The sequence below is a fragment of the Cyanobium sp. Cruz CV13-4-11 genome (assembly GCF_024346055.1).
In the GTDB taxonomy this organism is placed as follows: domain Bacteria; phylum Cyanobacteriota; class Cyanobacteriia; order PCC-6307; family Cyanobiaceae; genus Cyanobium.
In genome coordinates this window covers 50,568-72,129 of the sequence record NZ_JAGQCH010000008.1, presented here as the reverse complement: position 1 = coordinate 72,129, position 21,562 = coordinate 50,568, and the positions used below count along the sequence as shown (strand labels likewise).

Genomic DNA, 21,562 nt, shown 5'->3' with positions numbered 1-21,562 from the left:
GGGCCACCGCCGCCGGCCATGGGAGGGAACCCTCCCTCGCGCCGAACGATCAGAGGGGGCAGAATGAAGCAACAATTCGTCACGCCGCAACGGACGGTCACAGCGATGCCTCGATCCGTGACGCCACTCCCGCTCTGGCTGGTGCGTCCCCGCAGCGACGGGGGCAGTGATTACGTCAGTTTCCAGCCCTCGCAAGGGGTCGTGGAGATGCGAGAAGGCAGCCACCTCCCCCCACAGATGCCCCTGCTCAAACGGCGCCGGTCGCTGGCGATCGAGGAAGCGGAGGCCTGCCGACGCCGACTGCAACAGGAAGCGGGATATCACCGCAGCGAACCGCTTTTTTAGCCTCGTCTCGATACGCTCGGTTGTATGAACCAAGGATCCGACCAGCCGCAGCAGGCCCCTGACGCCTCCGATCCCTACGAGCGACTCGGCGTCGCTGCCGATGCCTCCTTCGACACCGTCCAGGAGGCGAAGCTGGCGCGGCTGGACGAGGCCGGCGACGACCCCTTGGTCAGATCCCGCATCGAAGCCGCCTACGACGCGGTGCTGATGGATCGCCTGAAGGAACGCCAGCAGGGCCGGGTCAGCAGCGCTGCACGCTCCGCCTCCCAGCGGGAACAGGCCTCACCACCGCCGAGCCGGCCGGCCCTCTCCGCCCTGCCCAGCCTGCCCCAGTTGCCCCCCTCCCGCCTTCCCCGTCCCAGCTTCTCCCTGCCCCAGCTGCAGCTGGCCACGGGCCGGGATCTCTGGTTCCCCCTGACGGCCGATGGCGTGCTGCTGCTGCTGCTCGTGCTGATGCCCGGAGCCGCCCCCGAGCTGCTGACGGCCCTGGCCACCGGGGTCACCCTGCTCAACCTGCAGCGGCGCCATGGGCGGTTCCTGGCGGCGGTGGGCTGGTCGTTCGCGCTTCTCTGCCTGGGGCTGGTGCTGGGCGGGCTGCTGGCGGGCGGTCTGGGCCCCGTCCTCAGCCAGTCCCTGCCGGTGACCACCCTGCAGCTGCAGAGCCTCCCAGCCATTCTGCTGCTGCTGCTCGGCGGCCTGCTGATCGCCTGATCGGCCCAGCTCGCCTCTCCCTGGCTCAGGCCACGGGGGCCAACTCGTCAATCAGCTCCTGCAGCTCGGGGGCCTCCACCCGGTACACCTCATTGCAGAAATGGCAGGTCAACTCCGCCTGGCCATCCTCATGGAGCATGGCGGTGAGTTCATCGCGGCCCAGCAGCTTGAGAGCGCTGACGCTGCGGTGGCGGCTGCAGGGGCAGTGGAACTGCACGGACTGCTCGATCGAGCCCGCCTCGAGGGGCTGGGGATCGAGGTCCGGAAAGATGTCCTCGAACAGGGCGTGGAGCTGGTGGGCATTGGCGGCGAGCCGCTCGCTGAAGCCGGTGATTTCCCGGCAGCGCTCCTCCAGCAGCGCCACCAGGGCCGGTTCCCGCGCCGCCTTCGGCAGCACCTGCACCAGAACCCCACCGGCACAGCGCACGCCGCTGCTATCGATCGTCTCGCCCACGAACAGGGCCGAGGGGGTCTGTTCGGAATGGAGCAGGTAGGAGGCCACGTCCTCACCGATGCCGCCACTCACCAGCTCGACGGTGCTGCTGAAGGGTTCCCCCTGGCCCCGGTCCCGCACCACATGCAGGTAGCCGGTGCCGGTGGCGCGGCGAAAGTCGAACTGGTGGCCGCCGGCCGTATCGGTCAGCAGATCCAACTCGAGCTGCGGCCGACCCACGTAGCCGCGCACGGTGCCATCCCGCCCCGCATCCACCGTCAGGCCCCGCAGGGGTCCATCGGACTGAATGCGGAGGTTGACCCGGCCATGGGCCACCTTCATCGAGCTGGCCAGCAGCAGGCCCGCGGTCATGGCCCGGCCCAGCAGGGCGGTGGTGAGGAAGGAGAGGCCGTGGCGGTCGCGGGCCTGGCGGATGGCAGAGGTGGTGGTGACCGCCACCATCCGGATGCCGCCGCCAGCTCCGGTGGCCCTCAGCATGCGATCCCCCATCAAGCCGTCCCCTGCGAACCGGTGGTCATCGTAAGGAGCCGGATTGCAGCGCCTCCAGGGGCCTGAGGGTTCCCTGCTCCAGCCGCCAGCCCCGCTCGACCACCCCCCGAAACAGTTCCGGTTCGTGGGTGACCACCAACAGAGCCCGATCCTTGGCGAGGTCTGCAATCAGCTGGAGCACCTCCTCCCGCACGGTCCAGTCGAGGCCGGCGGTGGGCTCATCCAGCAGCAGCACCCGGGCGTCGCGCACCAGCTGGACCGCCAGGGCCAGGCGGCGCTGCTGGCCGCCGCTGAGCCGCTCCGGCGCCTGCTGCAGGGAGAGGCTGCCGAGGCCCACCTGCTCCAGGATGGCCTCGGCCTTCTCTGCGGTGAGGCGGCGCTGGCCCAGCTTCAGCTCCTGACCCACCGTCAGGCCGAGGAAATGGCGTTCCGGGAACTGGAACACCAGGCCGCACAGCCAGCGGCGCTGACGGCTGCTGAGAGCTTCGCCCTGCCAGAGGAAGCGACCGGCATCGGCTTCGGCCAGACCGCAGATCACCTCCAGCAGGGTGGTCTTGCCACTGCCGCTGCGGCCGGCCACCAGGGCCGGGGATCCCGCCGTCAACTGCAGAGAGACGTCGGCCAGCACCGGCGCCGGCGCCGTGGCGGGGTGGTACCGCAGTCCGAGGACATCGAGCATGGCCCCAGCATGCCGTCCGGAGCAGCGGCGGTGGAGCGTGTTGGATGGGGGGAGATGCGCACCGTTCGCCCCCGTTCTCCATGGATGTCCGATTTCGCGAGGTGGATCCGTTCAACTGCTGGATCTGGCTGCACTTCGCCGACCAGCCGGGTGCTGCCGAGCAGGGCTACGTGGAAACGGCCCTCGACAGCTGGTTCTTCCTCGGCAAGCTGGGCGCCTTCAACGCCGAGAATCTGCAGACCCATGAAGGGGGAGTGGATCTCGGCTGGCTCGCCTACGACAGCGAGGCGGCGGAGCACTGCCTGCCGGCCCTGATGCACAACATGGGGCCGATGGAATACCAGGACGACTGGGCGCGCTGCTGGGTGGACCTGGGCACGAGCGATGCCCTGGCCCTCGATGTGCTGATCAACGCCCTGCGCCAGCTCGACAACGACGTGCTGGAAATCACCGAGCTGGTGATCGGCGGCCTCAACGAGAACTGGCCGATCGAGGAAGAGCCCGAAAGCCCGTTCTTCGGGGACTGATGGGGCGGGAACTGCGCCGGTTGCTGATCGCCCCGGAGCGGATCGCCGCCCTGGCGGGCGGGGGCCAGGAGCTGCCCTGGCTGGCGCTGGAGCCCCAGGAAGGTCACTACCTGGAACGGGTGCTGCGCTATCGGACCGGCGATCGGCTGGCGTTGGTGGACGGCGTCGGCCAGCTCTGGACGGCGGTGCTCGAACCGGGACGGCGCCTGCGGCTGGAGCAGGCCCCGGAGAGCCCCCTGCGGCGGGAGGCACCTACCACGGCACCCCTGGAGCTGGCCATGGCCATACCCAAGCGGGACGCGGATCTGGTCTGGCGCATGGCCACCGAACTGGGCGCCGACCGGCTCCAGCCGCTGCTGGCCGAACGGGGCGCCCCCGGTGAGCGCTGCCCGCTGGAACGCTGGCGGGGGATCGTGCGGGAGGCCACCGAGCAGTGCGAACGGCTGTGGCAACCCCCGTTGGAATCTCCCTGCGGGGCCGCCTCCTGGCTGGGGCGGCCGGCCCATGGCATCGCCCTGCTCGCCACCACCCGGCGGGACGCCCTGCCGTTCTGCAGCCAGCGGCTGCAGCACCTGGCCGAGGGGACCAGCGACAGCGTTCTCGCCGCCGGGATCCGGCTGGCGATCGGGCCGGAGGGGGGCTGGAGCCCGGACGAAGAGGAGCGGGCCGAAGCGGCCGGCTGGCACCCCGTCAGCCTGGGGGCATCGATCCTGCGCACGGCTACCGCCGCGGTGGGCGGGGTGGCCCTGCTGGCCGACTGGCGGGCGTTCAGGAACGCATCATGCCGGCCGCCATCTCCTTGAACGCGCCCAGATTGGCTCCGGGGGTGCGGCGCTTCATCGGCGTGGCGCCACCCGCTGTGACGCAATCAGGGGCGAAGGTGGCCAGGGACGGGGCGGGGCGGAGCGCCTCGGCGGCGGCCAGTTCGGCGGCGATGGCCGCGGCGGTGGTGAGACCCGAGACAGGCTGAGGTGTCGCTTCCGTCATCGCTGACCCGCTGATCTGATCACCAACCGACTGGGGGGCCAGCTTCGGTTCTGGCTTGGGCTCGGCCTTGGGCTCGGCCTTGGGGGGGGCCACCAGCGCCGGGGCGTCGTTGCCTTCGCCTCCACCCAGATCGAGGAAGAACTTGGGTCGTTTGAAGACCATCGGAGGGCAGCACCGGATGCAGGGATTATCCGCCGAGACCGGCACCCGGGAGGGTCTCGCTTAGATCTGTGCAACACAGTCGGGCCGTCGTCATGGTGTTGCTGCCGCCCCAGGACCCCTCACCGTGGCTGACGGCCCTGGCGATCAACGGCCTGCTGATCGCCCTCGCCCAGCGCCTGCCCCTTCTGACGCGGGCCGGCTGGGTGCACGCCGGGGTGCTCGGCACCCTGCTGTGGGGAAGCCTGGGCTGGCGCGGCTGGCTGGCGGTGGTGGCCTATCTGGCCCTGGGCAGCCTGGTGACCAAGCTGGGCTTTCGCCGCAAGCGGGAGCTGGGGCTGGCGGAGGGCCGGGAGGGCCGGCGGGGGCCGGAGAACGTCTGGGGCTCCGCCCTGGTGGGCACCGTGCTGGCCCTGCTGGCCTGCCGGGCACCGGCGGCCGCCATACCCGTGCTGCTGGCTGGCTTCGCCGCCAGCTTCGCCGCCAAGCTCGCGGACACCTTCGGCAGCGAAATCGGCAAACGCTGGGGCCGCCACACGGTGCTGATCACCAGCCTGCGGCCGGTGCCACCTGGAACCGAGGGGGCCATCAGCCTGGAGGGCACCGCCGCCAGCCTGGTGGGCAGTGGCCTGATGACCCTGGTGATGCTCGCTCTCGGGCTCATCCGTGGCGGGCCCATGGCGCTGCTTGTCGGCGGCGTCGGGCTGGTGGCCACCCTGGCCGAAAGCGTGGTGGGTGCCAGCCTTCAGCAGCGGTGGGGCTGGCTCAACAATGAGCTGGTCAACGGGCTCCAGACGCTACTGGCGGCCCTCCTGGCGATGGCGCTGGTGCCGTGGCTGTCGCCTGGGCAGGGCTGAGGGCCTGCTGGCGCCAGGCGAGGGCGGCGCGCCGCAGACGATCGAGAACGGCATCGCAGCGGCGCTGGGCCTGGCGGGCCGGCATGCCGAGCTGCCGGCCCAGCTCGACCCAGGTGCAGCCCACATCGATCCGGCCCACCAGCAGCTCCCGCTCCCGGGGATCGAGCTCCGCCAGTTGCTGGCGCAACCACTGGCGCTCAGCCCTGCGGGCCTCGCCCGCGACTACCAGCTCCTCGTCCCCACCGAAGCCGGTGGGAGACGCCAGCAGATCCAGCAGGCAACCGGCCGCGTCGGTATCACCGCCGCCCTGGCCGAGGGGGGCATCCAGGCTGCGCACCCTGCCGGCGCTTCGCAGCTGCAGGGCCTCCTCGAGCCGGGCCGGATCGCAGGCCAGGCGATCGGCGAGGGCGGCAGGGGGCAAGGGCTCCAGCCCCTTGCGACGCCGGGCCTCCTGGAGGCTGAGCACCTGTTGGTGCAGATCCCACAGGGGCCGGGGTGGGCGCACCATGGGCTGGCGATCCCGCCGCTCCCTTCGGATCGCCCCCTGGATGTACGGGACGGCAAAGCTGCTGAGGCTGACATTGCGATCGGGATCGAAGGCCTCGACCGCCCGGATCAGGCCGAGGCTGCCCACCTGGGCCAGATCCTCGAACGCCAGGCCGGCATCGGCACCCTGGCGACCGGCGATGGAAAACACCAGCGGCAGGTTGTCCTCCACCAGCAGGTTGCGCCAGCGGAGGCGGCTGAGTGGGTCGGTGGCGGCGGCGAAGGCCTTGAGCCGGCGGCGGTTGCGGCTTTGGCGATCCACGATCGCCTCGGGGATGTCGCGGCAGCCCTGGCAGAGATCCGGCTGCGGCGCCCGGCGGGTCGCCAGCAGCGCAGGTGCCGGTGGAGGGAGTGGCGGAGGGCGATCCATGGCGGTGAATCCAGCGGGGTCCGTTTCTTCAGAGTCGCCGCAGGCAGACGGCGGAGGTTCACCGGATGGGGGGAGTTCCCTTCCTCCGATCGGGTGATGCCATCGTGGCCGGCTGGCTGCAGCACTCAGGGTGCAGGGAGCCGGACGCAGGGATCAGTGCGCCGCCGTCACGCTGCTGTGCGGGTCCAGCTCGGCCCACTGCAACAGGGCGCTCCAGGCACGCAGGCGGCGGTAGAGCTGGCCATGGCCGTCGCCGTTGAGGTGGAGGCCGTCGCTGCACAGCCATTGCAGCCAGAGGGGGTCGGCCAGCAAGGCATCAAGCAGCGGCAGGAACGGCACATCAGCCTCCATGCAGGCTTCCTCCAGCAGGCCTTCGTAGAGCCGCACGCTGGCCAGCCCGTACCAAAGCATCTCGGCGAAGGGCATCACGGCCTCATCCACCGGCGTGAGGCCCAGCACGAACACCGGCGCAATGGCCTGCAGCCGGGGCAGCAACTGCTGCAGGCCGAACAGGAAGGCCTCCGGCGCCAGCTGGAAGCGGCCGTCGGGTCGCCCCACCCGGGCCGTGTCGTTGAGGCCGATCGAGAGCAGGATCCCCTGGGGGCGCTGGCGGCGCAGCTCGCCCCGGTGGCTCACTTCCACCTCGGCGCGGGCCGCCAACCGCTCCAGGCCGTCGCCGCGCACCCCGAGTCCATAAAGCACCGGCCCCTGGGGCAAGTCCATCCAATGGCGGCGAAGGCGCTCGCACCAACCGCCCTGCTCCGGATCACCCCAGCCATAGACACCGCTGTCCCCCAGGACCACCAGTTTCCTGGGGATCTGCATCGGTGAGCCCGTCATGGGCGAGCCTCCAGCACCAGCCGTCCGCTCAGAGGCTCTCGCCGAAGCGCCGCAGCCGCTCCAGACCATCATCGATCGTGGCGGGGGAGGCCGCACAGGACAGGCGGATGCAGCGGTCGTCGCCGAAGGCCACCCCCGGCACCACCGCCAGGCCCACCTCATCGAGCAAGCGGTTGCAGAGGGTCATCGAGTCCAGCCCCCAGGCGCCCACATCCGGGAAGGCATAGAAGGCCCCCTCGGGCGCCAGCAGGCGGATGCCCTCCATCGCCATCAGGCCTTCGCTGAGCAGGGCACGGCGCTGGTTGAAGTGCTGGGCCATCTCCCGCACGCAGTCGCGGGAGCCGGTGATCGCCGCCAGGGCGCCGAACTGGGCGAAGCTGCAGACGTTGCTGGTGCTCTGGCTCTGCAGGGCGCTGGCGGCGGCAATCACGTGACGGGGGCCGGCCAGCCAGCCGATGCGCCAGCCGGTCATCGCCCAGCCCTTGGCGAAGCCGTTGACGATGAACACCCGATCGGCCAGATCGGGGGCGACCGCCGCCAGGCTGTGATGACTGTGGCCCGGGGCCAGCAGGTATTCGTAAATCTCATCGCAGACCACCGCCACCTGGGGATGGCGGCGCAGCACGGCAGCAATCGCCTCCAGCTCAGCGCGGCTGAGCACCATGCCGGTGGGATTGGAGGGGGTGTTGAGCACCAGAAGGCGGCTGGCCGGGCTGATCGCCGCCTCGAGCTGCTCGGCCCGCAATCGGAAGCCGGTGGCGGCATCACTGGGCAACAGGCGCACCGTGGCGCCGGCCAGGCCCGCCATCTCCGGGTAGCTCAGCCAGTAGGGCGAAGGCAGCAGCAGCTCATCGCCGGGGTTGAGCAACACCTGGAATAGGTTGTAGAGCGCCTGCTTGCCGCCATTGGTGATCAGCACCGCATCGGCTCGGGTGGGAATGCCGTTTTCGCCGCAGAGCTTGGCGGCGATGGCCTCGCGCAGGGCCGGCTCACCGGCCACCGGGCCGTAGCGGGTGTGGCCGGCCTCCAGGGCCTGCGCTGCTGCGGCGCGGATGAAGGCGGGGGTGTCGAAATCCGGCTCGCCGGCACTGAGGCTGCAGACGTTGCGACCCTCGGAGCGCAGCTGCCGCGCCTTGGCGGTGATCGCCAGGGTGAGAGATGGCTGCAACTGCTGAGCCCTGGCGGCCAGGCTGAGGGGTTCGGTTGGGGTGCTGGGGGAGGACGGAGCTGCCGTCGTCACCGGTGTCAGCGGGGCCGGCATCGTGGCGGACTCGTCGCGTGGATCACATTTTCATCCTGACGCACGGTGCAACCGCCATTGGTTCAAAGGCGCAACAAATCGGTCAGGGTGCCGGCCTTGATTGGTTGCGGCCATCCAGCCGGCCCCATCCAGGCGCCCCCATGGCCTCGGCGACTGCCGATCCAGATCCTCCAGGCTGTCCAAGGCGATCGCCCCGTCTCCCTGCCTACGCGCCTTGCCTTCTCTGTCTGCCATGTCCCCAGATCCCACTACCGGCGCTGATGGCCCTGGGGCCCCTCCGCAGCTGCCCGAGGGCATCCCTGCGCCGCTGCCACAGCTGGCGGCGGCCTGCGGCCAGTGCCACCGCTGCGGGCTGGCCGATTCCAGACAGCAGGTGGTGGTGGGCCGCGGCAACCCCCATGCCCGGCTGCTGCTGATCGGCGAGGCCCCTGGCGCCGAGGAGGACGCCAGCGGCATGCCCTTCGTCGGCCGGGCGGGAAAGCTGCTGGAGCAGCTGCTGGCTGAAGCCGGCCTCGACAGCGAACGGGATCTGTCCATCGCCAACGTGATCAAGTGCCGGCCGCCGGGCAATCGCAAGCCGAGCCGCGCCGAGATCGCCGCCTGCCTGCCCTGGTTGCAGCGCCAGATCGCCCTGCAGCGGCCCCAGCTGATCGGCCTCCTGGGCGCCACGGCACTCGAGGCGCTGTTGGGCCTCAAGGGCGGCATCACCAAGCTGCGGGGCCAGTGGCTGGAGCCGCTGGAGGGTTCGTTCCTGTCCACGACGGAGACTCACAATTTCGCCGAGGTCCCACGACAACAAGACCAGCCCCGGTCCCCCCATCAGATCGGGGATCTGCCGAACCATCTGCCGAACCAGCCAGCGAACAATCCTGAGGCGATCAACCGGCAGACGATCGCTATTCAGCCCAGCAACCTGAAGCCCATCGCCCTGATGCCCCTGCTCCATCCTTCCTATCTGCTGCGCAATCCTTCTGGCCTGGAAGGAAGCCCGAAATGGCACACCCTGCAGGATCTCAGGCTGCTGCGCCGCCGGCTGGATGAACTGGCGGCTGGGCAGGGGTGACTTTGGTGATCCTGCCCATGACGATCTTGTCCTTAACAGTCTTGTCCATGAAAGAAGTGATCATGGGGGCGTTGATGGGGCCCGACCGAGACGCGCTCTGTTGAGGAGGATCCGGCTTCTCGCATGGCTCAGCGAGGAGCTCAACTGTCGTGATAACGGCAGGCGATGATCACCAGCAGCTCACCCTCCAATCGATAGACGAGACGATGACTGTCATCGATCCGGCGTGACCAGCAGCCCGCCAGGTTGGCGCGTAGGGGTTCCGGCTTGCCGATGCCGATGAATGGATCCCGCAGGCAGGCTTGAACCAGCTGGTTGATGCGTCGCAATTGCCGGCGGTCCTGCCCTTGCCAATCGAGGTAGTCCTCCCAGGCCGTGGCAGTCCAGGCCAAGCGCTCAGGCATCGGTCTTGTTCACGCTTCGCTCTTGATCACGCTTCTCCCTTACATACCGAACGCTCTTGTTCCGACTCCGCGGTGATCAGCTCCTGGCTCACAAGATCGCCGCGTTCAGCCTGCGCCAGGGAGAGCTGCAGACGGGCGGCATTGGCGGGAGAGTGCAGCAGATGGATCGTCTCCATCAGGCTGTTGTAGGTGTCGAGCGACATCACCACCGCGCTGCGGGCATTGCGCCGCGAGATCACCGTCACGTCCGCATCCGCCTCGACCCGGTCGAGCAGCGCTCGAAAGCCCTCCCGTGCCTCCGTAAAGCTCACCACCTGCATCGAGGTGTCCAGCTACATGTACAACAGCTTATCGGGGTTGGCTGACTCCGGTGGGGGCTGTGGAAGGGCCGCGAATCCAGCCGGGCACGCCGGTTGGAACGGCGACTGAAGCCTTGCTGCTCAGTCCCCCACCGATCCCCTCCAACAACCCCTGAAACATCAGCTCTGCTGCCAACCCCTCTCAGACTCCGCACCCCCCTTCAATTGTCCTCGCCATCCGCCAAGCCACCCCAAGGGCTCTACCGGCGCTGCTCGGCCTCCTCCGCTTCCGCCTGTTCACTGAGACGCCGAAAGTAATCAGGATCGGCACCACCCGGGCCAGAACCCCGGCGCAGGCTCGCCTTGCTATAACACAGACGCTGCCAGCCCAGCTGCAACTCCGCCAGCAACGAAAGGTTGCTTCCCGGGCGCCGTGCCAGGCCGGCGAAGCCGGCGGCCAGGGCGAGGCAGGCCACACTGGTGCGGACGATGTCGCCGAGCTGGGAGAAGGGACTGGCGGGCGGGACGCTGCTGCGGGCGCGCTCGAGCCGGGCGGCGGCCTGATCAAGAACGGACATGATCCGACTGCGCAGCACCGGCAGGGCAGACTGCGATCAGCCGCATCGAGGCGGGGTCCCTGCACGGCTGCCAGGCGTTGCTCCAGCTCCGGGATGCTGCTGGTGCTGCTCACCACCTGGCGCATCTGCTGCAGCCGCTCCGAGTCACGACGCAGCCCGCCGCTCGTGGCCAGGGCCAGGCCCTGCTGGCGTTGCAGGTTGGCGGCGGCCAGCAGCGGGGCCAGGAGCAAATAACCGATCGCCACGGCCGCCGCCAGCTGGGCGGCGAGGCGACGACGTTGCAGCAGCAGCGGATCCTGGGGATCAAGGTTGGCGGCGACATGGAGCAGCACCAAGCCGATCAAGGGAAAGGGGGAGGCATTGATCAAGGCGCCGCCCACCCGCAGCTGCCAGGCGGCATCAAGCAGGCGCAGCGGCAGTAGCGAGGTGGAGAGGATCGTGAGAAACAACACGATCAACACCACCCCCGCCAGGCCAACGCCGCGGGCAATGAGGGAGGGCAGCGATCGCGATGATTCTGAGCTGGCAGGCATCGGGCAGGATCAGGACAGGTGAGACATCACAGAAGAGTTCAGCTGACAACAACGCTGATAAAAAAAGCCCCTCTCCGGGAGAGAAGGGCTGGGTGTTTCAACGAGCCTCGATTCAAGCCGGAGACTTGATCCTGCGCCTCAGCCGACGACTCCAACCGAAAGCAGCACCGGCGCCGAAGAGGGGCAAAGGGCCTGGGACCGAAGCAGGAGAGGCGGGAGTGAAGACAAGCGATGAAGAAGAATCTGAAATGGAAAAATATTTTTTATCATTGGAACTAAAAGTATTAATCTCTGCAAGGAAGCCAAACGCCCCTAAATATAAAGTTTGGGTGCCATCAGAAGTGTTAACGTAAATCACGTCTGCGCCAGTCACCTGGCCTCCGGACACATCAATACCTGTTTCGCCATCATAAGTGCTAAATACAGACCAACCAAGAGTGGGAGTGTTTGTTGCCGAAGTAATGGTAAAAGTAAGCCCGGTTTTTTGGTTGGCCTGATTGTCAACTAGGCCATCGACGATGCCCGTAACCGTTGCCGGGGAGGTTGGATTACCTGTCCCAGTGAAGCTAAAATTGAAGCTAAGCGCTGAGGCGGCTCCGGCTTGGAGGCCGGTCACCAGCAGGGCAGCACCGAAGGCGGCATGGCCGACGAACTTCTTGAGGTGGTGTGGCCGTGAATGTATTTCTGCTAACTGGCTTGATTTGGGAACCACGGAGGTCTGCAGCTCCTTGATCGAAGATTGAACAGGGGCCACTGGAAGTAACACGTTTGCAGCAAATCTGCTGCCCCCCCCGAAAGCGCTTGTGATGCCGTGCCAGTTGAACAAATGGCCCACTAGCTACGGGTCGATGGTCCCCTGGGTTTGTACCGGCTTGTCAACAGCGGTCGGTGCGCCGTCGCGGGAGGAAGGGTGTCTCCAGCGGCTGCTGGCTCACACCCTTGGGTTCGCTCAGATCCGTTGGTCAGTTGCGCCCGTGGCCGAAGTGTTCGGAGAGCAGAACGGTGCAGCGGCTGCGGATCGCGGCCTCGGCGATCAGGGCATCAAGAATCAGGTTGGTGATCGACCCTGACTCGAGGTTTCAGCCGTGCGGCTGATCGAGCTGCTCCACCCAGACCAGCAGAGCCTTCGCCGTGGTCAGGGCCTGATCGGAGTCGCGGGGATCGAACAACTCGCTCGGTGGGGTGTCGTCGAGGGGGTAGCGGCTGGTCACGCTCATGCGGCTCAGGGCCGGCAGCGGCAGCGGAGCCAGGGCCGTCACATCAAGCCCCTCGGCCGCAAGCAGCTTGACCAACGGGCCCAGCACATGGGTGTGGGGCGGTTCGCCGCCGAGTTCCAGGATCGCGCCCTTGAGCGCTTTCTCGGCCGCCTGCGTGGCAAAGAAGCAGGCCTGGGCATGAAAGCCGTTGCGGCGTGCCAGTTCTGCGAGCTCCAGATCGTTGTGGGCCTGGCGCCACCAAGCACCGGTGCCGGGCCTGACTCATGGCCGCGGGTGCACACAACGGGCCTGCGCATGCACGGCGCGCCAGTGGGGAGAGGGCGAAGCTGCCATGGCCTGCCACCGGCACCGATCCAGGGCCAGCACGTCATCGCCCACCAGGGCGCTGCGCAACTGATCGGCGGCCCGCTCCGCCAGTTCGGCGGACTCGGCTTCCACCAGCAGATCGGTGTCCGAGTAGCCATCCCAATCTCCCCGGCCCCGGGAGCCGAACAGCCAGACGCGGCATGGCACCTCAGCCAGGGTCTCGGCCAGCTGCTGCTGCAGCGCCTCCAGCCAACGTTCGTGTCGCCGGCGGCGCAACCGTTCAAGGGGGCTCAGTTCGTCGCTTCCCATGCACTCAAGTTAGGTGCCGACAACGGCTGCAGGCGGCAGACAGCCGGACTTAGCCGCTAACCTGAACTAAGTCCATTGATGGCGTGCGTTCATGCAGGTCAACCTCCACGACGCCAAGACCCACCTCTCCCGCTACGTCGACCAGGCCCTGGCCGGCGAGGAGGTGGTGATCGCCCGCGCCGGCAAGCCGCTGGTGCGGCTGATCCCTGTGATGGATCAGCAGCCTCCCCGCCGTCTGGGGTTTCTGGCGGGGACAGCCCGGATTGATGCCGATCTCAAGCGCGATTTTGAAGACGAGATCAACGCCATGTTCGACCTGGGGCCTGAACCAGCCATCGAGCCGGGATGAACGGCCTGTTGTTGGACACCCAGCTTCTGGTCTGGGTCGGTTACGCGCCGCAACGGCTTGGCAGTTCCCTGGCGGCCGAACTGGTGGATCGGCGATGCGTGATCTGCTTCAGCGTTGTCAGCATCTGGGAGATGGCGATCAAGGCCTCCCTGGGTCGAGAAGATTTCCAGCTGAATCCACCGGCCCTGCGCCTGGGGCTGCTGGAGCAGGGATTCCGGGAACTACCGATCCAGGTCAATCATGTGCTGGCGGTGCAGCACCTTCCCAGAATCCACCGTGATCCCTTTGACCGGCTTCTGGTGGCCCAGGCCGCCCAGGAACGGCTGAGCCTGCTCACGGCCGATCGCACCCTGCTGGGCTACGACGAAGGGGTGCGCTGGGTGGGGTGAGAATCGGGATGGGTGCTGGCCACGGCCTTGGCGCCATTGGCATCCGGCTATCCCAGGGCTCGCAGCTCAGCCACCAGGAGCTCGACCTGCTCGCGCAACACCGCCAGTAGGGAGGAGTTGCTTTTGCCCTGAAGCAGGAAGAAGGCCGTGGGTTGACGAACATCCACCACCCAGTAGTTGGCGATCCCTGCCTGCTGATACAGCCTCAGTTTCGTATCGAGGTCGTAGGCCAGGCTGGCATCGGCCACCTCGATCACCAGCAGCGTGTCGGCGGCGGTGGGGTGGGCCTCCAGCCAGGCATCGGAGCGAGCCGTCACCACGGCCAGGTCGGGCTCCGGCTCCTGATGTTCCCCCAGATCCAGGGGAGCCTCGATGCGAAGTTCATGGCCGGACAACGGACGCTCCCCATCCTGGTGGCTCTCCAGCAGCGGGGTCAGGGCCCGCGCCAGCCGATGGACCACCGCCGTGTGGCGGCTCCCCTTGGCGATCACCTCCAGCACCTCACCATCGATCAGTTCCAGCCTTCGCTCCGGCACCTGCTCGCATAGGCGATGGAACTCAGCCACGCTGAAACGGGCATGGCGGCGTCCTCCGTCGCGCCTGGCTGGCTGGGCCGGAGGGATGGCGGCGATCGGGCCCATGGCGGAAGAAGCCTGAACGTCCAGACCTATGAATCATAGGTTTGTTGTTTCTGGCTCAGGTTGGCTTCCATCGGCCAAAGCGGTGCGGAGTTGATCCCGAACTGACCTGGCTCCTGTTGCCTGACCCTGCCCCGCCTGCCCTCGCCAGTTTCCCGGCCGTTGTGACAGGCTTTGGCCACGCGCCCCGCCCCCCGCGATGACCGTCGCCCCGTCCCGCCCCGACACGGCCCCGGCCGACTCAGCCTCGGCCGCCGCTGCAGATCTGCCGGCATGGGCGAGCGACCCCCGCTACGAAACCACCATCCGCCGCCGCAAAACCCGCAGCGTGCGCGTCGGCGACATCTGGATCGGCAGCGAGCACCCGGTGGTGGTGCAGTCGATGATCAACGAGGACACCCTCGACATCGAAGGGGCCACTGCCGGCATCCGTCGCCTGCATGAGGCCGGCTGCGAGATCGTGCGGCTCACCGTGCCCTCGCTGGCCCACGCCAAAGCCGTCAAGGAGATCCGCCAGCGCCTGCAGGACAGCTACGGCCCGGTGCCGCTGGTGGCGGACGTGCACCACAACGGCATGAAGATCGCCCTGGAGGTGGCCCAGCATGTCGACAAGGTGCGCATCAATCCGGGCCTGTTCGTCTTCGATAAACCTGACCCGGGCCGCAGCGAGTTCACGCCGGAGGAGTTCGCCGCCATCGGCGAGCGCATCGCCGCCACCTTCGAGCCTTTGGTGAGCCTGCTCAAGGAGCAGGACAAGGCCCTGCGCATCGGGGTCAACCACGGTTCGCTGGCGGAGCGCATGCTGTTTACCTTTGGCGACACGCCCCTGGGCATGGTGCAGTCGGCCCTGGAGTTCATCCGCATCTGCGACCGGCTCGACTTCCACAACATCGTTGTCTCGATGAAAGCGTCGCGCGCGCCGGTGATGCTGGCCGCCTACCGGATGATGGCCGACCGCATGGATGCCGAGGGCTTCCCGTACCCGCTGCATCTGGGCGTCACCGAAGCCGGCGACGGCGACTACGGCCGCATCAAGAGCACCGCCGGCATCGCCACCCTGCTCTCCGAAGGCCTGGGCGACACCATTCGCGTTTCCCTCACCGAGGCGCCGGAGAAGGAGATCCCTGTCTGCTACTCGATTCTGCAGGCCCTGGGGCTCCGCAAAACCATGGTGGAGTACGTGGCTTGCCCCAGCTGCGGCCGCACCCTGTTCAACCTCGAGGAGGTGCTGCATCAGGTGCGCGAAGCCACCGCCCACCTGACAGGGCTCGACATCGCCGTGATGGGTTGCATCGTCAACGGACCCGGCGAGATGGCGGATGCCGACTACGGCTACGTGGGCAAGACGCCCGGCACCATCTCCCTTTACCGCGGGCGGGAGGAGATCCGCCGGGTGCCGGAAGCCGAGGGGGTGGAGGCGCTGATCGCCCTGATCAAGGAGGACGGTCGCTGGGTCGACCCCTGACCGGGGAGCCCACCCCTGGCAGCGGCGCTACCTTGGAATCACGTTTCAGACTCCCTTGAGGATCGCCACCATGGGAAGAGCTCGCGCCACTGTCGTGGTGCTGGTTGGTCTCGGTGCCTGTGCCGCCACGGCGGTGATGGCCAGGGATATGGTGCTGACCCCCACCGGAACCGTGTCGATCAGCGACAGCCCCAAGGAGGTGATGGATCAGGCCTGGCAGATCGTCTTCCGCGACTACCTGGACACCACCGGGAAATACACACCGGAACAGTGGCGCAAGCTGCGCCGCAGCGTGCTGTCCAAGAGCTACAGCACCCCCAAGGATGCCTACGAGGGCATCCGCGGCATGCTCGGCACCCTCGACGATCCCTACACCCACTTCCTGGATCCGCGGGAATTCAAGGAAATGCAGATCGACACCTCCGGGGAGCTCTCCGGGGTGGGGATCCAGCTGAGCGTCGACAAGGAGACCAAGGAACTGGTGGTGATCTCGCCGATCGAGGGCTCGCCGGCCTCCAGGGCCGGCGTGCAGCCCAAGGACGTGATCGTCTCGATCGACGGCAAGAGCACCAAGGGGATGAGCACCGAGGACGCGGTGAAGCTGATCCGGGGCAAGGCCGGCACGACAGTCAATCTGGTGTTGCGCCGCAAGGGCCAGAACCTCGACACCCCCCTCACCCGGGAACTGATCGAGATCCACGCGGTCACCCACCAGGTGAACACGGCGCCCGACGGCACCAAGGTCGGCTACATCCGCCTGAAGCAGTTCAGCGCCACGGCCACCAAGGACATGCGGGCGGCGGTGCGGGACCTGGAGGCCAAGGGGGTGCAGGGCTACGTGCTCGACCTGCGCAGCAACCCAGGCGGACTGCTGGTGGCGAGCGTCGAGATCGCCCGCCAGTGGATCAACGAAGGCATCATTGTCTCCACCAAGACCCGCGACGGCATCCAGGACGTCAAACGGGCCACCGGCCAGGCCCTGACCACCAAACCGATGGTGGTACTGGTCAACGAGGGTTCGGCGAGCGCCAGCGAGATCCTCTCCGGTGCCCTGCAGGACAACAACCGGGCCGTGCTGGTGGGTCAGAAGACCTTCGGCAAGGGGCTGGTGCAATCGGTGCGCGGCCTTTCCGATGGCTCCGGCATGACCGTGACCATCGCCAAGTACCTGACGCCCCGCAACCGGGACATCCACAAGCACGGCATCAACCCGGACGTGCCGGTGAAGATGACCGAGCAGGAGGTGCAGCGACTCCAGCTGGAAGACATCGGCACCAACCGGGACAGCCAGTACCGGGCGGCCGAATCCACCCTGCGTAAACAGTTGCAGGCCAGCACGGCGGTGGAGAAGGCCTTCCAGCCCGGCAGTGCCAATTTGCCGGCGGCCCTTGCCAAACCCTGATCTGAACGGGCCGGGCGCCATGCCGGACTCTGTCTGGGACCTCAAGCCTTGGTGGTGTCAGCCCTGGAGCATCCTGCTAACGGGGCTGGCCATCGTGGCCGGCAGCTGGCTTGTGCTGCACCTCTGGTGGCTCACCACCGGGGTCTCGGTGGTGATCGGCGCCTGGTGGCTGTTGTTCCTGGTGCTGATGCCGGCAGCCTGGAAACGGTCGCAGGGCAGCGACGGCGGTAGCTGAGCCCCCGGGCTCAGGCGACGGGCTGCATCAGCCCGCCACCGGGGGAGGAGTCATCGTCGTCGTTGTTGCCGGCGTCGGCCTGGAAGAGGGCGAAAAAACCAAGGCCGAGGGCCCCCAGGAAGGCCGGCAGCAGCAGGGGATTCTGGGTGGCACCCGCGACCTCGATCAGTTCACCCATGGCGCCACGTAACGAAAGATGTCGCCATCTTAACGTTCCTTCTCATTCCCGTGGCCGGTTCAGTCAAAGACGTGGCCGTGCTCGTAGCGCTCGGCGTGGCCCGCGGCCTCGGTGAGGGCCGCCACGTTCTCGCGGGTGAAGAAACCGTCGTAGCCCAGGCAGCGCTCCACATACTCGGTAATCAGCAGGGAGTAGGCGGAGCTGCGCGAGAAGATCTGGCGCAGGTTCGGCTCGTCGCCGCATTCCCCCACCATGTCGGCGAGAAAGGGGATGCCCAGCTCGCGCAGGGTGTGCACCACCACATCGACGTTCTTTTCGCCGTCGGTGTCGCCATCGACCACCTCATAGGCGATGTGATGCATGCGTCGCCCGAAATTGCGCACGAAGTCTTCAGTGGGCATCGGCAGGTTGGACAGGGAATTGAGATAGGAGGGGGTGTTATTGGCCGTGAAGACGCGGGCGGGGGAGAGCTTGTCGTCGCCCACCGAGGGGTGGTGGGTGACGTTGGTGGAGGAGTTCATCTCGGCAATGTCATAGGAGCCCCAGTAGTAGTAGGGAACCATCGTCAGGTACTCGAGAATGGCATCCTCCCGCTCACCGGCCAGCACTCGCGTGGCCAGGTGATCGATGCCCAGAATCTTGCCCTCCAGCCCGTGCTCCCGGTGGCGTCGGGCGGCGTCCGTCAGGGGCTTGAGCGCCTCCTCGTCCAGCAGCACCCAATCGCCCAGATCCAGGGCCGCCAGACCATCGAGCGGCCGGTCCACATAGCCGACCCGGTTGTAGGTGTAATCGGAGAGGAAGGTGAAACAGAGGTGCTTGGAGGCATAGAAGGGATTGGCGGTTTCGCCCGGATAGGCGAAACGGATGTTCTGGGGCTCAAGGATGGCCCGCAGGTCGTGGCAGGAGGACACCTGGAAGATCTCGCCGATGTAGCGGGCGTTGGGCTTGTCGATCGAGAGGGGATACATGGCGTTCCAGCGCGTCACCTCATCCTCGAAGTCATCGAAGAGCGGCTCCAGCACGATCAGGCGCGGAAACGCCTCACCCCCCTTGAGCAGGTAGAGGCGGTGGGTGGCGTTGATCCAGCACTCCTGATAGCGGTAGGGGCCGGTGAGCGCCAGTTCCGCCAGGTAGGTCAGGCCGTTGCCGTGGTCGACCTGGATCACGATCGCCGCCATCGGCCCCACCACCTGCTCCAGCCCCGAGCTGGCCCGCCGGGCATAGACGCGGGGCAGAAACTCCTCAAAAAAGGCGGTGTTGCGCTTGTCGCCCTTGGGCCGGTAGCTGACGAGATCGAACATCGGCTGGTGGGGCTGGCCTGCTGAGGTGGTGGTGGGATCAGAACACCTGCAGCTGGCTGAGGTTGCCGCTCACGCCTGTGATCTCAACGATGGCATCGGTGGTGGCCGAGAAGCCGGCAACGCCATCGTTGATCGCCAGGAAGGTGCGCACACCACTCGCCGGATCGTTGAAGCTGAAGCTGGCGACGCCGCCGGTGGAGGTGGTGGTGAGAGCGGAGAAGTTGGCGGGGGTGAGCAGGGCCGTGATCGCGCTGGCACTGAGTTCGGCCACCGAACCCAGTGCCACGGGGTTCACCGCCTGGGCCAGGTTGCGCACCAACGGCGCATCGATGGCATCGAGGCCTGTGACCAGATCCGTGATCCAATCGATGGGGGTTGTCGGACTGGCGGGGAGTAGGGAATGGCTGAGGGAGGTGAGGCGAAATGTATCGCCACCGGCCAGGCCCGTGAGGCGGTCAACGGTGGAGGAGAAGGAAAGGATGTCGTTGGCGGTGCCGCCGGAAACGACATTGGTGCTGAGGAAGTCGCAGGTGCTGCTGCCAGCGAACGGGTTGCCCGCCTGATCGATGATGGACCCGGCCGGCAGGCTGAGGAAGTAGCGGGTGTTGGGCGCCAGGTTGCTGGTGGGGTTGATCGTGAGGCGGCCGCTGCTGAGGCTGAGAGCCTGGTGCTGGTGGCGGCGTCAAAGCTTTCGGTGATGGGTCCAGCGGCCAATCCAACCCGTAACTGAATCGTGCCCGTGCCCCGCTGGATGGTTTCCGAGAACGTGAGCAGGATGTTGGCAGCAGGGTCGACACCGATGGCACCGTCGAGGGGCGAGAAGGACGCCACCGATGGAGCGGTGGTATCGGGAACGAAGCTGCGCGCCACAGACGCCGGACCCAGATTGCCGGTGGCATCAGCCACACGTGCGGTGATCGAATAGGTGGTGCCGGCTGTGGCCGGCAAGGTGGGAGTAAAGCTCCAGGTTTTGGCAAGGTTGTTGACCGCGGCCGTACCCAGCAGGGTGGCGCCATTGAAGATCCGCAGGGTTTCACCAGCTACCAGGGCGGAGCTGATTGTGCCGGTGATCGTGGGAGTGGTGTCGTCGGTACGGGCACCTGGAGCAACGGGGCCCCGGATCAGGCCGGCGTTGTCGGTGACGCCCGTGATCGCAGCGGTCGTCGCCGGTGCAATGGAATCGAGGAAGAACCTGCGCGGAGGAGCAGAGGACGTACCGAGATTGCCGGCAGGATCGGCGACGCGGGCGGTGATCGAATAGGTGGTGCCTGGAGTTGCCGGCAAGGTGGGGGTAAAGCTCCAGGTTTTGGCGAGGTTGTTGACCGCGGCCGTACCCAGCAGGGTGGCGCCATTGAAGATCCGCAGGGTTTCACCAGCCGCCAGGGCTGCTGTGATGGTGCCGGTGATGGTGGGGGTGAAACTCCAGGTACCGGTGGTGTTGTTCACCACCGCATTGCCGAGAAGGACGGTGCCGTTGAAAATCCGAATTGATTCCCCACTGACCAGAGGCGCTGAAAACCTGCCCGTGATCGTGGGGGTGGGATCATCGGTCGCGCCACCTGGGGTGACCGTGCCTTGGATCAATCCAACGTTGTCACTGATGCCTGTGATCGCTGCGGTTACAACTCCACGGCCGATTGCGAGAGGCACCACTGAAACGGATTCAGCGAAGCCCTCAGAATCCGTGTGGGAAATCGTGGCCCGAACTTGCTTGCCAGCTTCTGAAAAACCAAGCAGCAGTGAGGCTGCATTGCTGCCAATAGTGGACCACGAATTACCATCAGAACTGGATTGCCAGACGCAGGTGAAGGTGCCATTTCCATCGGGGTCATCAGCTATTTTGGTGGCTGTGAGAGTCTTGCCAACAACTGGATTGCCAGCAATGGAGAAGGAGGATTTACCGTCGTTAATGATTTGTGGATCATCGTTTAGGATCGTTCCAGTGCCCTGTCCTTTGTCAATGGAGGCATAAGTTGAGTTGCTTAAACTAACAACAAATGTTTCGTCACTCTCGAAAGTGGTATCGCCAAAAATCTCAATTCTGATCGTTTTCGACGTTTCACATGGAGCAAAACTCAAGCTGCCACTGATCCCCCTGTAGTCGGTGCTAGCGCTGCCGCTCGTTGCCGTTCCATCTGCCGTGCTGTAGCTGACGGTGACCGTTTCGCCTGTGACGATGTTGAGCGAAACCGTGAAGACAAGGTACTGGGACCCTGAGTTACCTTCTATGACGCTGACATCGTTGATTGAGAGGCTGCGAGGCGTATCATCCGCACCGATTCTTCCTCCCGCCTTGCCGAACAATAGATAATGGTCCAACGCACCTCTATAGTTGTTGGCGCCGAAAGCTGCGCGGACATCTTCGTACTTAGCAAGATAGAATTTGGCATCAAACTCAGGCGACCCCCTGCGGCCCTCATAGATCCCAACAAAATACCAATGCCTGGTTGCTTCTACCTCCTGATTGGGATTGTTGGTGACCGCCCTCACATCGGCATTGTTAGCTAGGTAATATCCAAGCTGAAACGCCGAGGAATCGGTGATCCACTCTGATCCATACCAGCCCCCTGGTTTTCCCCACTCGTAGAAGTGGCTGATGGCGCCGCTGAAGTTCATCACGCCATAGGCGGCCTCTACGTCCGGATGCGCGGCCATGTAGTAGATCGGATCA

27 protein-coding genes and 2 pseudogenes are annotated in these 21,562 nt (G+C 66.4%); 12 read left to right on the top strand and 17 right to left on the bottom strand.

Features of this window, described 5'->3' with window-relative positions; genetic code table 11:
• Positions 1-105 precede the first annotated feature (105 nt).
• Both KBZ12_RS08155 and KBZ12_RS08150 read left to right on the top strand, forming a co-directional pair.
• On the top strand, positions 106-345 hold the full coding sequence (locus KBZ12_RS08155; RefSeq protein WP_254957423.1) for a hypothetical protein: 240 nt from the start codon (positions 106-108) through the stop codon (positions 343-345).
• Between the two features lie 24 nt (positions 346-369).
• Positions 370-1,056 (top strand): CPP1-like family protein, encoded by a 687-nt coding sequence (locus KBZ12_RS08150; RefSeq protein ID WP_254957422.1) that lies wholly within the window; start codon positions 370-372, stop codon positions 1,054-1,056.
• Between the two features lie 25 nt (positions 1,057-1,081).
• On the opposite strand, the gene hslO is transcribed toward KBZ12_RS08150, so the two are convergent.
• Both hslO and KBZ12_RS08140 read right to left on the bottom strand, forming a co-directional pair.
• Positions 1,082-1,999 (bottom strand): Hsp33 family molecular chaperone HslO, encoded by a 918-nt coding sequence (hslO, locus tag KBZ12_RS08145; RefSeq protein WP_254957421.1) that lies wholly within the window; start codon positions 1,997-1,999, stop codon positions 1,082-1,084.
• A gap of 25 nt (positions 2,000-2,024) precedes the next feature.
• A complete protein-coding gene (locus tag KBZ12_RS08140) occupies positions 2,025-2,678 on the bottom strand; it encodes an ABC transporter ATP-binding protein (RefSeq protein WP_254957420.1) in 654 nt (217 codons plus the stop codon).
• Positions 2,679-2,758: 80 nt separating this feature from the next.
• Between KBZ12_RS08140 and KBZ12_RS08135 the strand changes: the two genes are divergently transcribed.
• A complete protein-coding gene (locus KBZ12_RS08135) occupies positions 2,759-3,205 on the top strand; it encodes a DUF3531 family protein (RefSeq protein WP_254957419.1) in 447 nt (148 codons plus the stop codon).
• Positions 3,205-4,008: a 16S rRNA (uracil(1498)-N(3))-methyltransferase gene (locus KBZ12_RS08130; protein WP_254957418.1), complete on the top strand. Its 804-nt coding sequence runs from the start codon at positions 3,205-3,207 to the stop codon at positions 4,006-4,008. Before KBZ12_RS08135 ends, KBZ12_RS08130 begins: the two co-directional genes overlap by 1 nt.
• On the opposite strand, the gene KBZ12_RS08125 is transcribed toward KBZ12_RS08130, so the two are convergent.
• Positions 3,974-4,354 carry a hypothetical protein gene (locus KBZ12_RS08125; RefSeq protein WP_254957417.1) on the bottom strand — a complete coding sequence of 127 codons (381 nt, stop codon included), beginning with the start codon at positions 4,352-4,354 and terminating at the stop codon, positions 3,974-3,976. The two genes, KBZ12_RS08130 and KBZ12_RS08125, sit on opposite strands and share 35 nt — an antisense overlap.
• A gap of 92 nt (positions 4,355-4,446) precedes the next feature.
• On the opposite strand from KBZ12_RS08125, the gene KBZ12_RS08120 reads away from it, so the two are divergent.
• Positions 4,447-5,208, top strand: a complete 762-nt coding sequence (locus KBZ12_RS08120; protein ID WP_254957416.1) for a TIGR00297 family protein — start codon at positions 4,447-4,449, stop codon at positions 5,206-5,208.
• Here the strand turns inward: KBZ12_RS08120 and KBZ12_RS08115 are convergent.
• The 3 genes from KBZ12_RS08115 to KBZ12_RS08105 all read right to left on the bottom strand — a co-directional run bounded on the left by KBZ12_RS08115 (position 5,132) and on the right by KBZ12_RS08105 (position 8,225).
• Positions 5,132-6,124 (bottom strand): sigma-70 family RNA polymerase sigma factor, encoded by a 993-nt coding sequence (locus KBZ12_RS08115; protein WP_254957415.1) that lies wholly within the window; start codon positions 6,122-6,124, stop codon positions 5,132-5,134. The two genes, KBZ12_RS08120 and KBZ12_RS08115, sit on opposite strands and share 77 nt — an antisense overlap.
• Positions 6,125-6,277: 153 nt before the next feature.
• Complete coding sequence (locus KBZ12_RS08110; protein WP_254957414.1) at positions 6,278-6,964, bottom strand: GDSL-type esterase/lipase family protein; 687 nt, start codon at positions 6,962-6,964, stop codon at positions 6,278-6,280.
• 28 nt (positions 6,965-6,992) lie between these two features.
• Positions 6,993-8,225 (bottom strand): pyridoxal phosphate-dependent aminotransferase, encoded by a 1,233-nt coding sequence (locus KBZ12_RS08105; RefSeq protein WP_254957413.1) that lies wholly within the window; start codon positions 8,223-8,225, stop codon positions 6,993-6,995.
• 232 nt (positions 8,226-8,457) lie between these two features.
• Between KBZ12_RS08105 and KBZ12_RS08100 the strand changes: the two genes are divergently transcribed.
• Positions 8,458-9,288, top strand: a complete 831-nt coding sequence (locus KBZ12_RS08100; RefSeq protein ID WP_254957412.1) for a uracil-DNA glycosylase — start codon at positions 8,458-8,460, stop codon at positions 9,286-9,288.
• Positions 9,289-9,428: 140 nt separating this feature from the next.
• Here the strand turns inward: KBZ12_RS08100 and KBZ12_RS08095 are convergent, their stop codons facing one another.
• The 3 genes from KBZ12_RS08095 to KBZ12_RS08085 all read right to left on the bottom strand — a co-directional run bounded on the left by KBZ12_RS08095 (position 9,429) and on the right by KBZ12_RS08085 (position 10,569).
• Positions 9,429-9,692, bottom strand: coding sequence for a Txe/YoeB family addiction module toxin (locus KBZ12_RS08095; protein WP_254957411.1), 264 nt, complete (start codon positions 9,690-9,692; stop codon positions 9,429-9,431).
• A 26-nt stretch (positions 9,693-9,718) separates the two neighbouring features.
• Positions 9,719-10,012, bottom strand: a complete 294-nt coding sequence (locus KBZ12_RS08090) for a type II toxin-antitoxin system Phd/YefM family antitoxin (protein ID WP_254957410.1) — start codon at positions 10,010-10,012, stop codon at positions 9,719-9,721.
• 239 nt (positions 10,013-10,251) lie between these two features.
• Entirely contained in the window at positions 10,252-10,569 is a 318-nt protein-coding gene (locus KBZ12_RS08085; RefSeq protein ID WP_254957409.1) for a hypothetical protein, read from the bottom strand.
• A gap of 77 nt (positions 10,570-10,646) precedes the next feature.
• Between KBZ12_RS08085 and KBZ12_RS08080 the strand changes: the two genes are divergently transcribed.
• Complete coding sequence (locus tag KBZ12_RS08080) at positions 10,647-10,991, top strand: hypothetical protein (RefSeq protein WP_254957408.1); 345 nt, start codon at positions 10,647-10,649, stop codon at positions 10,989-10,991.
• 223 nt (positions 10,992-11,214) lie between these two features.
• Here the strand turns inward: KBZ12_RS08080 and KBZ12_RS08075 are convergent, their stop codons facing one another.
• From KBZ12_RS08075 to KBZ12_RS08065, 3 genes and pseudogenes are all read right to left on the bottom strand, one after another.
• Entirely contained in the window at positions 11,215-11,856 is a 642-nt protein-coding gene (locus tag KBZ12_RS08075; RefSeq protein WP_254957407.1) for a hypothetical protein, read from the bottom strand.
• A gap of 325 nt (positions 11,857-12,181) precedes the next feature.
• Positions 12,182-12,550 (bottom strand): annotated as a pseudogene (locus KBZ12_RS08070) (HEPN domain-containing protein); the annotation flags it as partial.
• A 30-nt stretch (positions 12,551-12,580) separates the two neighbouring features.
• Positions 12,581-12,934: a nucleotidyltransferase domain-containing protein gene (locus KBZ12_RS08065; protein WP_254957406.1), complete on the bottom strand. Its 354-nt coding sequence runs from the start codon at positions 12,932-12,934 to the stop codon at positions 12,581-12,583.
• A 91-nt stretch (positions 12,935-13,025) separates the two neighbouring features.
• On the opposite strand from KBZ12_RS08065, the gene KBZ12_RS08060 reads away from it, so the two are divergent.
• Positions 13,026-13,283 (top strand): type II toxin-antitoxin system Phd/YefM family antitoxin, encoded by a 258-nt coding sequence (locus tag KBZ12_RS08060; protein WP_254957405.1) that lies wholly within the window; start codon positions 13,026-13,028, stop codon positions 13,281-13,283.
• 11 nt (positions 13,284-13,294) lie between these two features.
• Complete coding sequence (locus KBZ12_RS08055; protein ID WP_254957404.1) at positions 13,295-13,672, top strand: type II toxin-antitoxin system VapC family toxin; 378 nt, start codon at positions 13,295-13,297, stop codon at positions 13,670-13,672.
• Positions 13,673-13,719: 47 nt separating this feature from the next.
• Here KBZ12_RS08055 and KBZ12_RS08050 read toward each other — a convergent pair whose 3' ends face one another.
• Entirely contained in the window at positions 13,720-14,313 is a 594-nt protein-coding gene (locus tag KBZ12_RS08050) for a Uma2 family endonuclease (RefSeq protein WP_254957403.1), read from the bottom strand.
• A 196-nt stretch (positions 14,314-14,509) separates the two neighbouring features.
• On the opposite strand from KBZ12_RS08050, the gene ispG reads away from it, so the two are divergent.
• From ispG to KBZ12_RS08035, 3 genes are all read left to right on the top strand, one after another.
• On the top strand, positions 14,510-15,775 hold the full coding sequence (gene ispG / locus KBZ12_RS08045; RefSeq protein WP_254957402.1) for a (E)-4-hydroxy-3-methylbut-2-enyl-diphosphate synthase: 1,266 nt from the start codon (positions 14,510-14,512) through the stop codon (positions 15,773-15,775).
• A gap of 70 nt (positions 15,776-15,845) precedes the next feature.
• Positions 15,846-17,177: a S41 family peptidase gene (locus KBZ12_RS08040; RefSeq protein WP_254957401.1), complete on the top strand. Its 1,332-nt coding sequence runs from the start codon at positions 15,846-15,848 to the stop codon at positions 17,175-17,177.
• A 19-nt stretch (positions 17,178-17,196) separates the two neighbouring features.
• Positions 17,197-17,412: a DUF6737 family protein gene (locus tag KBZ12_RS08035; protein ID WP_254957400.1), complete on the top strand. Its 216-nt coding sequence runs from the start codon at positions 17,197-17,199 to the stop codon at positions 17,410-17,412.
• 10 nt (positions 17,413-17,422) lie between these two features.
• On the opposite strand, the gene KBZ12_RS08030 is transcribed toward KBZ12_RS08035, so the two are convergent.
• From KBZ12_RS08030 to KBZ12_RS08015, 4 genes and pseudogenes are all read right to left on the bottom strand, one after another.
• A complete protein-coding gene (locus tag KBZ12_RS08030; RefSeq protein ID WP_254957399.1) occupies positions 17,423-17,590 on the bottom strand; it encodes a hypothetical protein in 168 nt (55 codons plus the stop codon).
• Between the two features lie 59 nt (positions 17,591-17,649).
• The gene (locus KBZ12_RS08025) at positions 17,650-18,891 is read right to left on the bottom strand and encodes a hypothetical protein (protein WP_254957398.1); all 1,242 of its coding nucleotides are present in this window, start codon (positions 18,889-18,891) and stop codon (positions 17,650-17,652) included.
• 37 nt (positions 18,892-18,928) lie between these two features.
• A complete protein-coding gene (locus KBZ12_RS08020; RefSeq protein WP_254957396.1) occupies positions 18,929-19,207 on the bottom strand; it encodes a bluetail domain-containing putative surface protein in 279 nt (92 codons plus the stop codon).
• Positions 19,208-19,614: 407 nt separating this feature from the next.
• Positions 19,615-21,507 (bottom strand): annotated as a pseudogene (locus KBZ12_RS08015) (Calx-beta domain-containing protein); the annotation flags it as partial.
• Between the last annotated feature and the right edge of the window lie 55 nt (positions 21,508-21,562).

Bases quoted from the DNA above. Each gene is read 5' to 3' on its own strand.
- ispG (WP_254957402.1), top strand. From the start codon at position 14,510: ATGACCGTCGCCCCGTCCCGCCCCGACACGGCCCCGGCCGACTCAGCC.
- KBZ12_RS08095 (WP_254957411.1), bottom strand. From the start codon at position 9,692: ATGCCTGAGCGCTTGGCCTGGACTGCCACGGCCTGGGAGGACTACCTC.
- KBZ12_RS08155 (WP_254957423.1), top strand. From the start codon at position 106: ATGCCTCGATCCGTGACGCCACTCCCGCTCTGGCTGGTGCGTCCCCGC.
- KBZ12_RS08125 (WP_254957417.1), bottom strand. From the start codon at position 4,354: ATGGTCTTCAAACGACCCAAGTTCTTCCTCGATCTGGGTGGAGGCGAA.
- KBZ12_RS08035 (WP_254957400.1), top strand. From the start codon at position 17,197: ATGCCGGACTCTGTCTGGGACCTCAAGCCTTGGTGGTGTCAGCCCTGG.
- KBZ12_RS08140 (WP_254957420.1), bottom strand. From the start codon at position 2,678: ATGCTCGATGTCCTCGGACTGCGGTACCACCCCGCCACGGCGCCGGCG.
- KBZ12_RS08030 (WP_254957399.1), bottom strand. From the start codon at position 17,590: ATGGGTGAACTGATCGAGGTCGCGGGTGCCACCCAGAATCCCCTGCTG.
- KBZ12_RS08105 (WP_254957413.1), bottom strand. From the start codon at position 8,225: ATGCCGGCCCCGCTGACACCGGTGACGACGGCAGCTCCGTCCTCCCCC.
- KBZ12_RS08135 (WP_254957419.1), top strand. From the start codon at position 2,759: ATGGATGTCCGATTTCGCGAGGTGGATCCGTTCAACTGCTGGATCTGG.
- KBZ12_RS08150 (WP_254957422.1), top strand. From the start codon at position 370: ATGAACCAAGGATCCGACCAGCCGCAGCAGGCCCCTGACGCCTCCGAT.
- KBZ12_RS08040 (WP_254957401.1), top strand. From the start codon at position 15,846: ATGGGAAGAGCTCGCGCCACTGTCGTGGTGCTGGTTGGTCTCGGTGCC.
- KBZ12_RS08115 (WP_254957415.1), bottom strand. From the start codon at position 6,124: ATGGATCGCCCTCCGCCACTCCCTCCACCGGCACCTGCGCTGCTGGCG.
- hslO (WP_254957421.1), bottom strand. From the start codon at position 1,999: ATGGGGGATCGCATGCTGAGGGCCACCGGAGCTGGCGGCGGCATCCGG.
- KBZ12_RS08120 (WP_254957416.1), top strand. From the start codon at position 4,447: ATGGTGTTGCTGCCGCCCCAGGACCCCTCACCGTGGCTGACGGCCCTG.
- KBZ12_RS08050 (WP_254957403.1), bottom strand. From the start codon at position 14,313: ATGGGCCCGATCGCCGCCATCCCTCCGGCCCAGCCAGCCAGGCGCGAC.
- KBZ12_RS08100 (WP_254957412.1), top strand. From the start codon at position 8,458: ATGTCCCCAGATCCCACTACCGGCGCTGATGGCCCTGGGGCCCCTCCG.
- KBZ12_RS08110 (WP_254957414.1), bottom strand. From the start codon at position 6,964: ATGACGGGCTCACCGATGCAGATCCCCAGGAAACTGGTGGTCCTGGGG.
- KBZ12_RS08090 (WP_254957410.1), bottom strand. From the start codon at position 10,012: ATGCAGGTGGTGAGCTTTACGGAGGCACGGGAGGGCTTTCGAGCGCTG.
- KBZ12_RS08085 (WP_254957409.1), bottom strand. From the start codon at position 10,569: ATGTCCGTTCTTGATCAGGCCGCCGCCCGGCTCGAGCGCGCCCGCAGC.
- KBZ12_RS08065 (WP_254957406.1), bottom strand. From the start codon at position 12,934: ATGGGAAGCGACGAACTGAGCCCCCTTGAACGGTTGCGCCGCCGGCGA.
- KBZ12_RS08060 (WP_254957405.1), top strand. From the start codon at position 13,026: ATGCAGGTCAACCTCCACGACGCCAAGACCCACCTCTCCCGCTACGTC.
- KBZ12_RS08130 (WP_254957418.1), top strand. From the start codon at position 3,205: ATGGGGCGGGAACTGCGCCGGTTGCTGATCGCCCCGGAGCGGATCGCC.
- KBZ12_RS08025 (WP_254957398.1), bottom strand. From the start codon at position 18,891: ATGTTCGATCTCGTCAGCTACCGGCCCAAGGGCGACAAGCGCAACACC.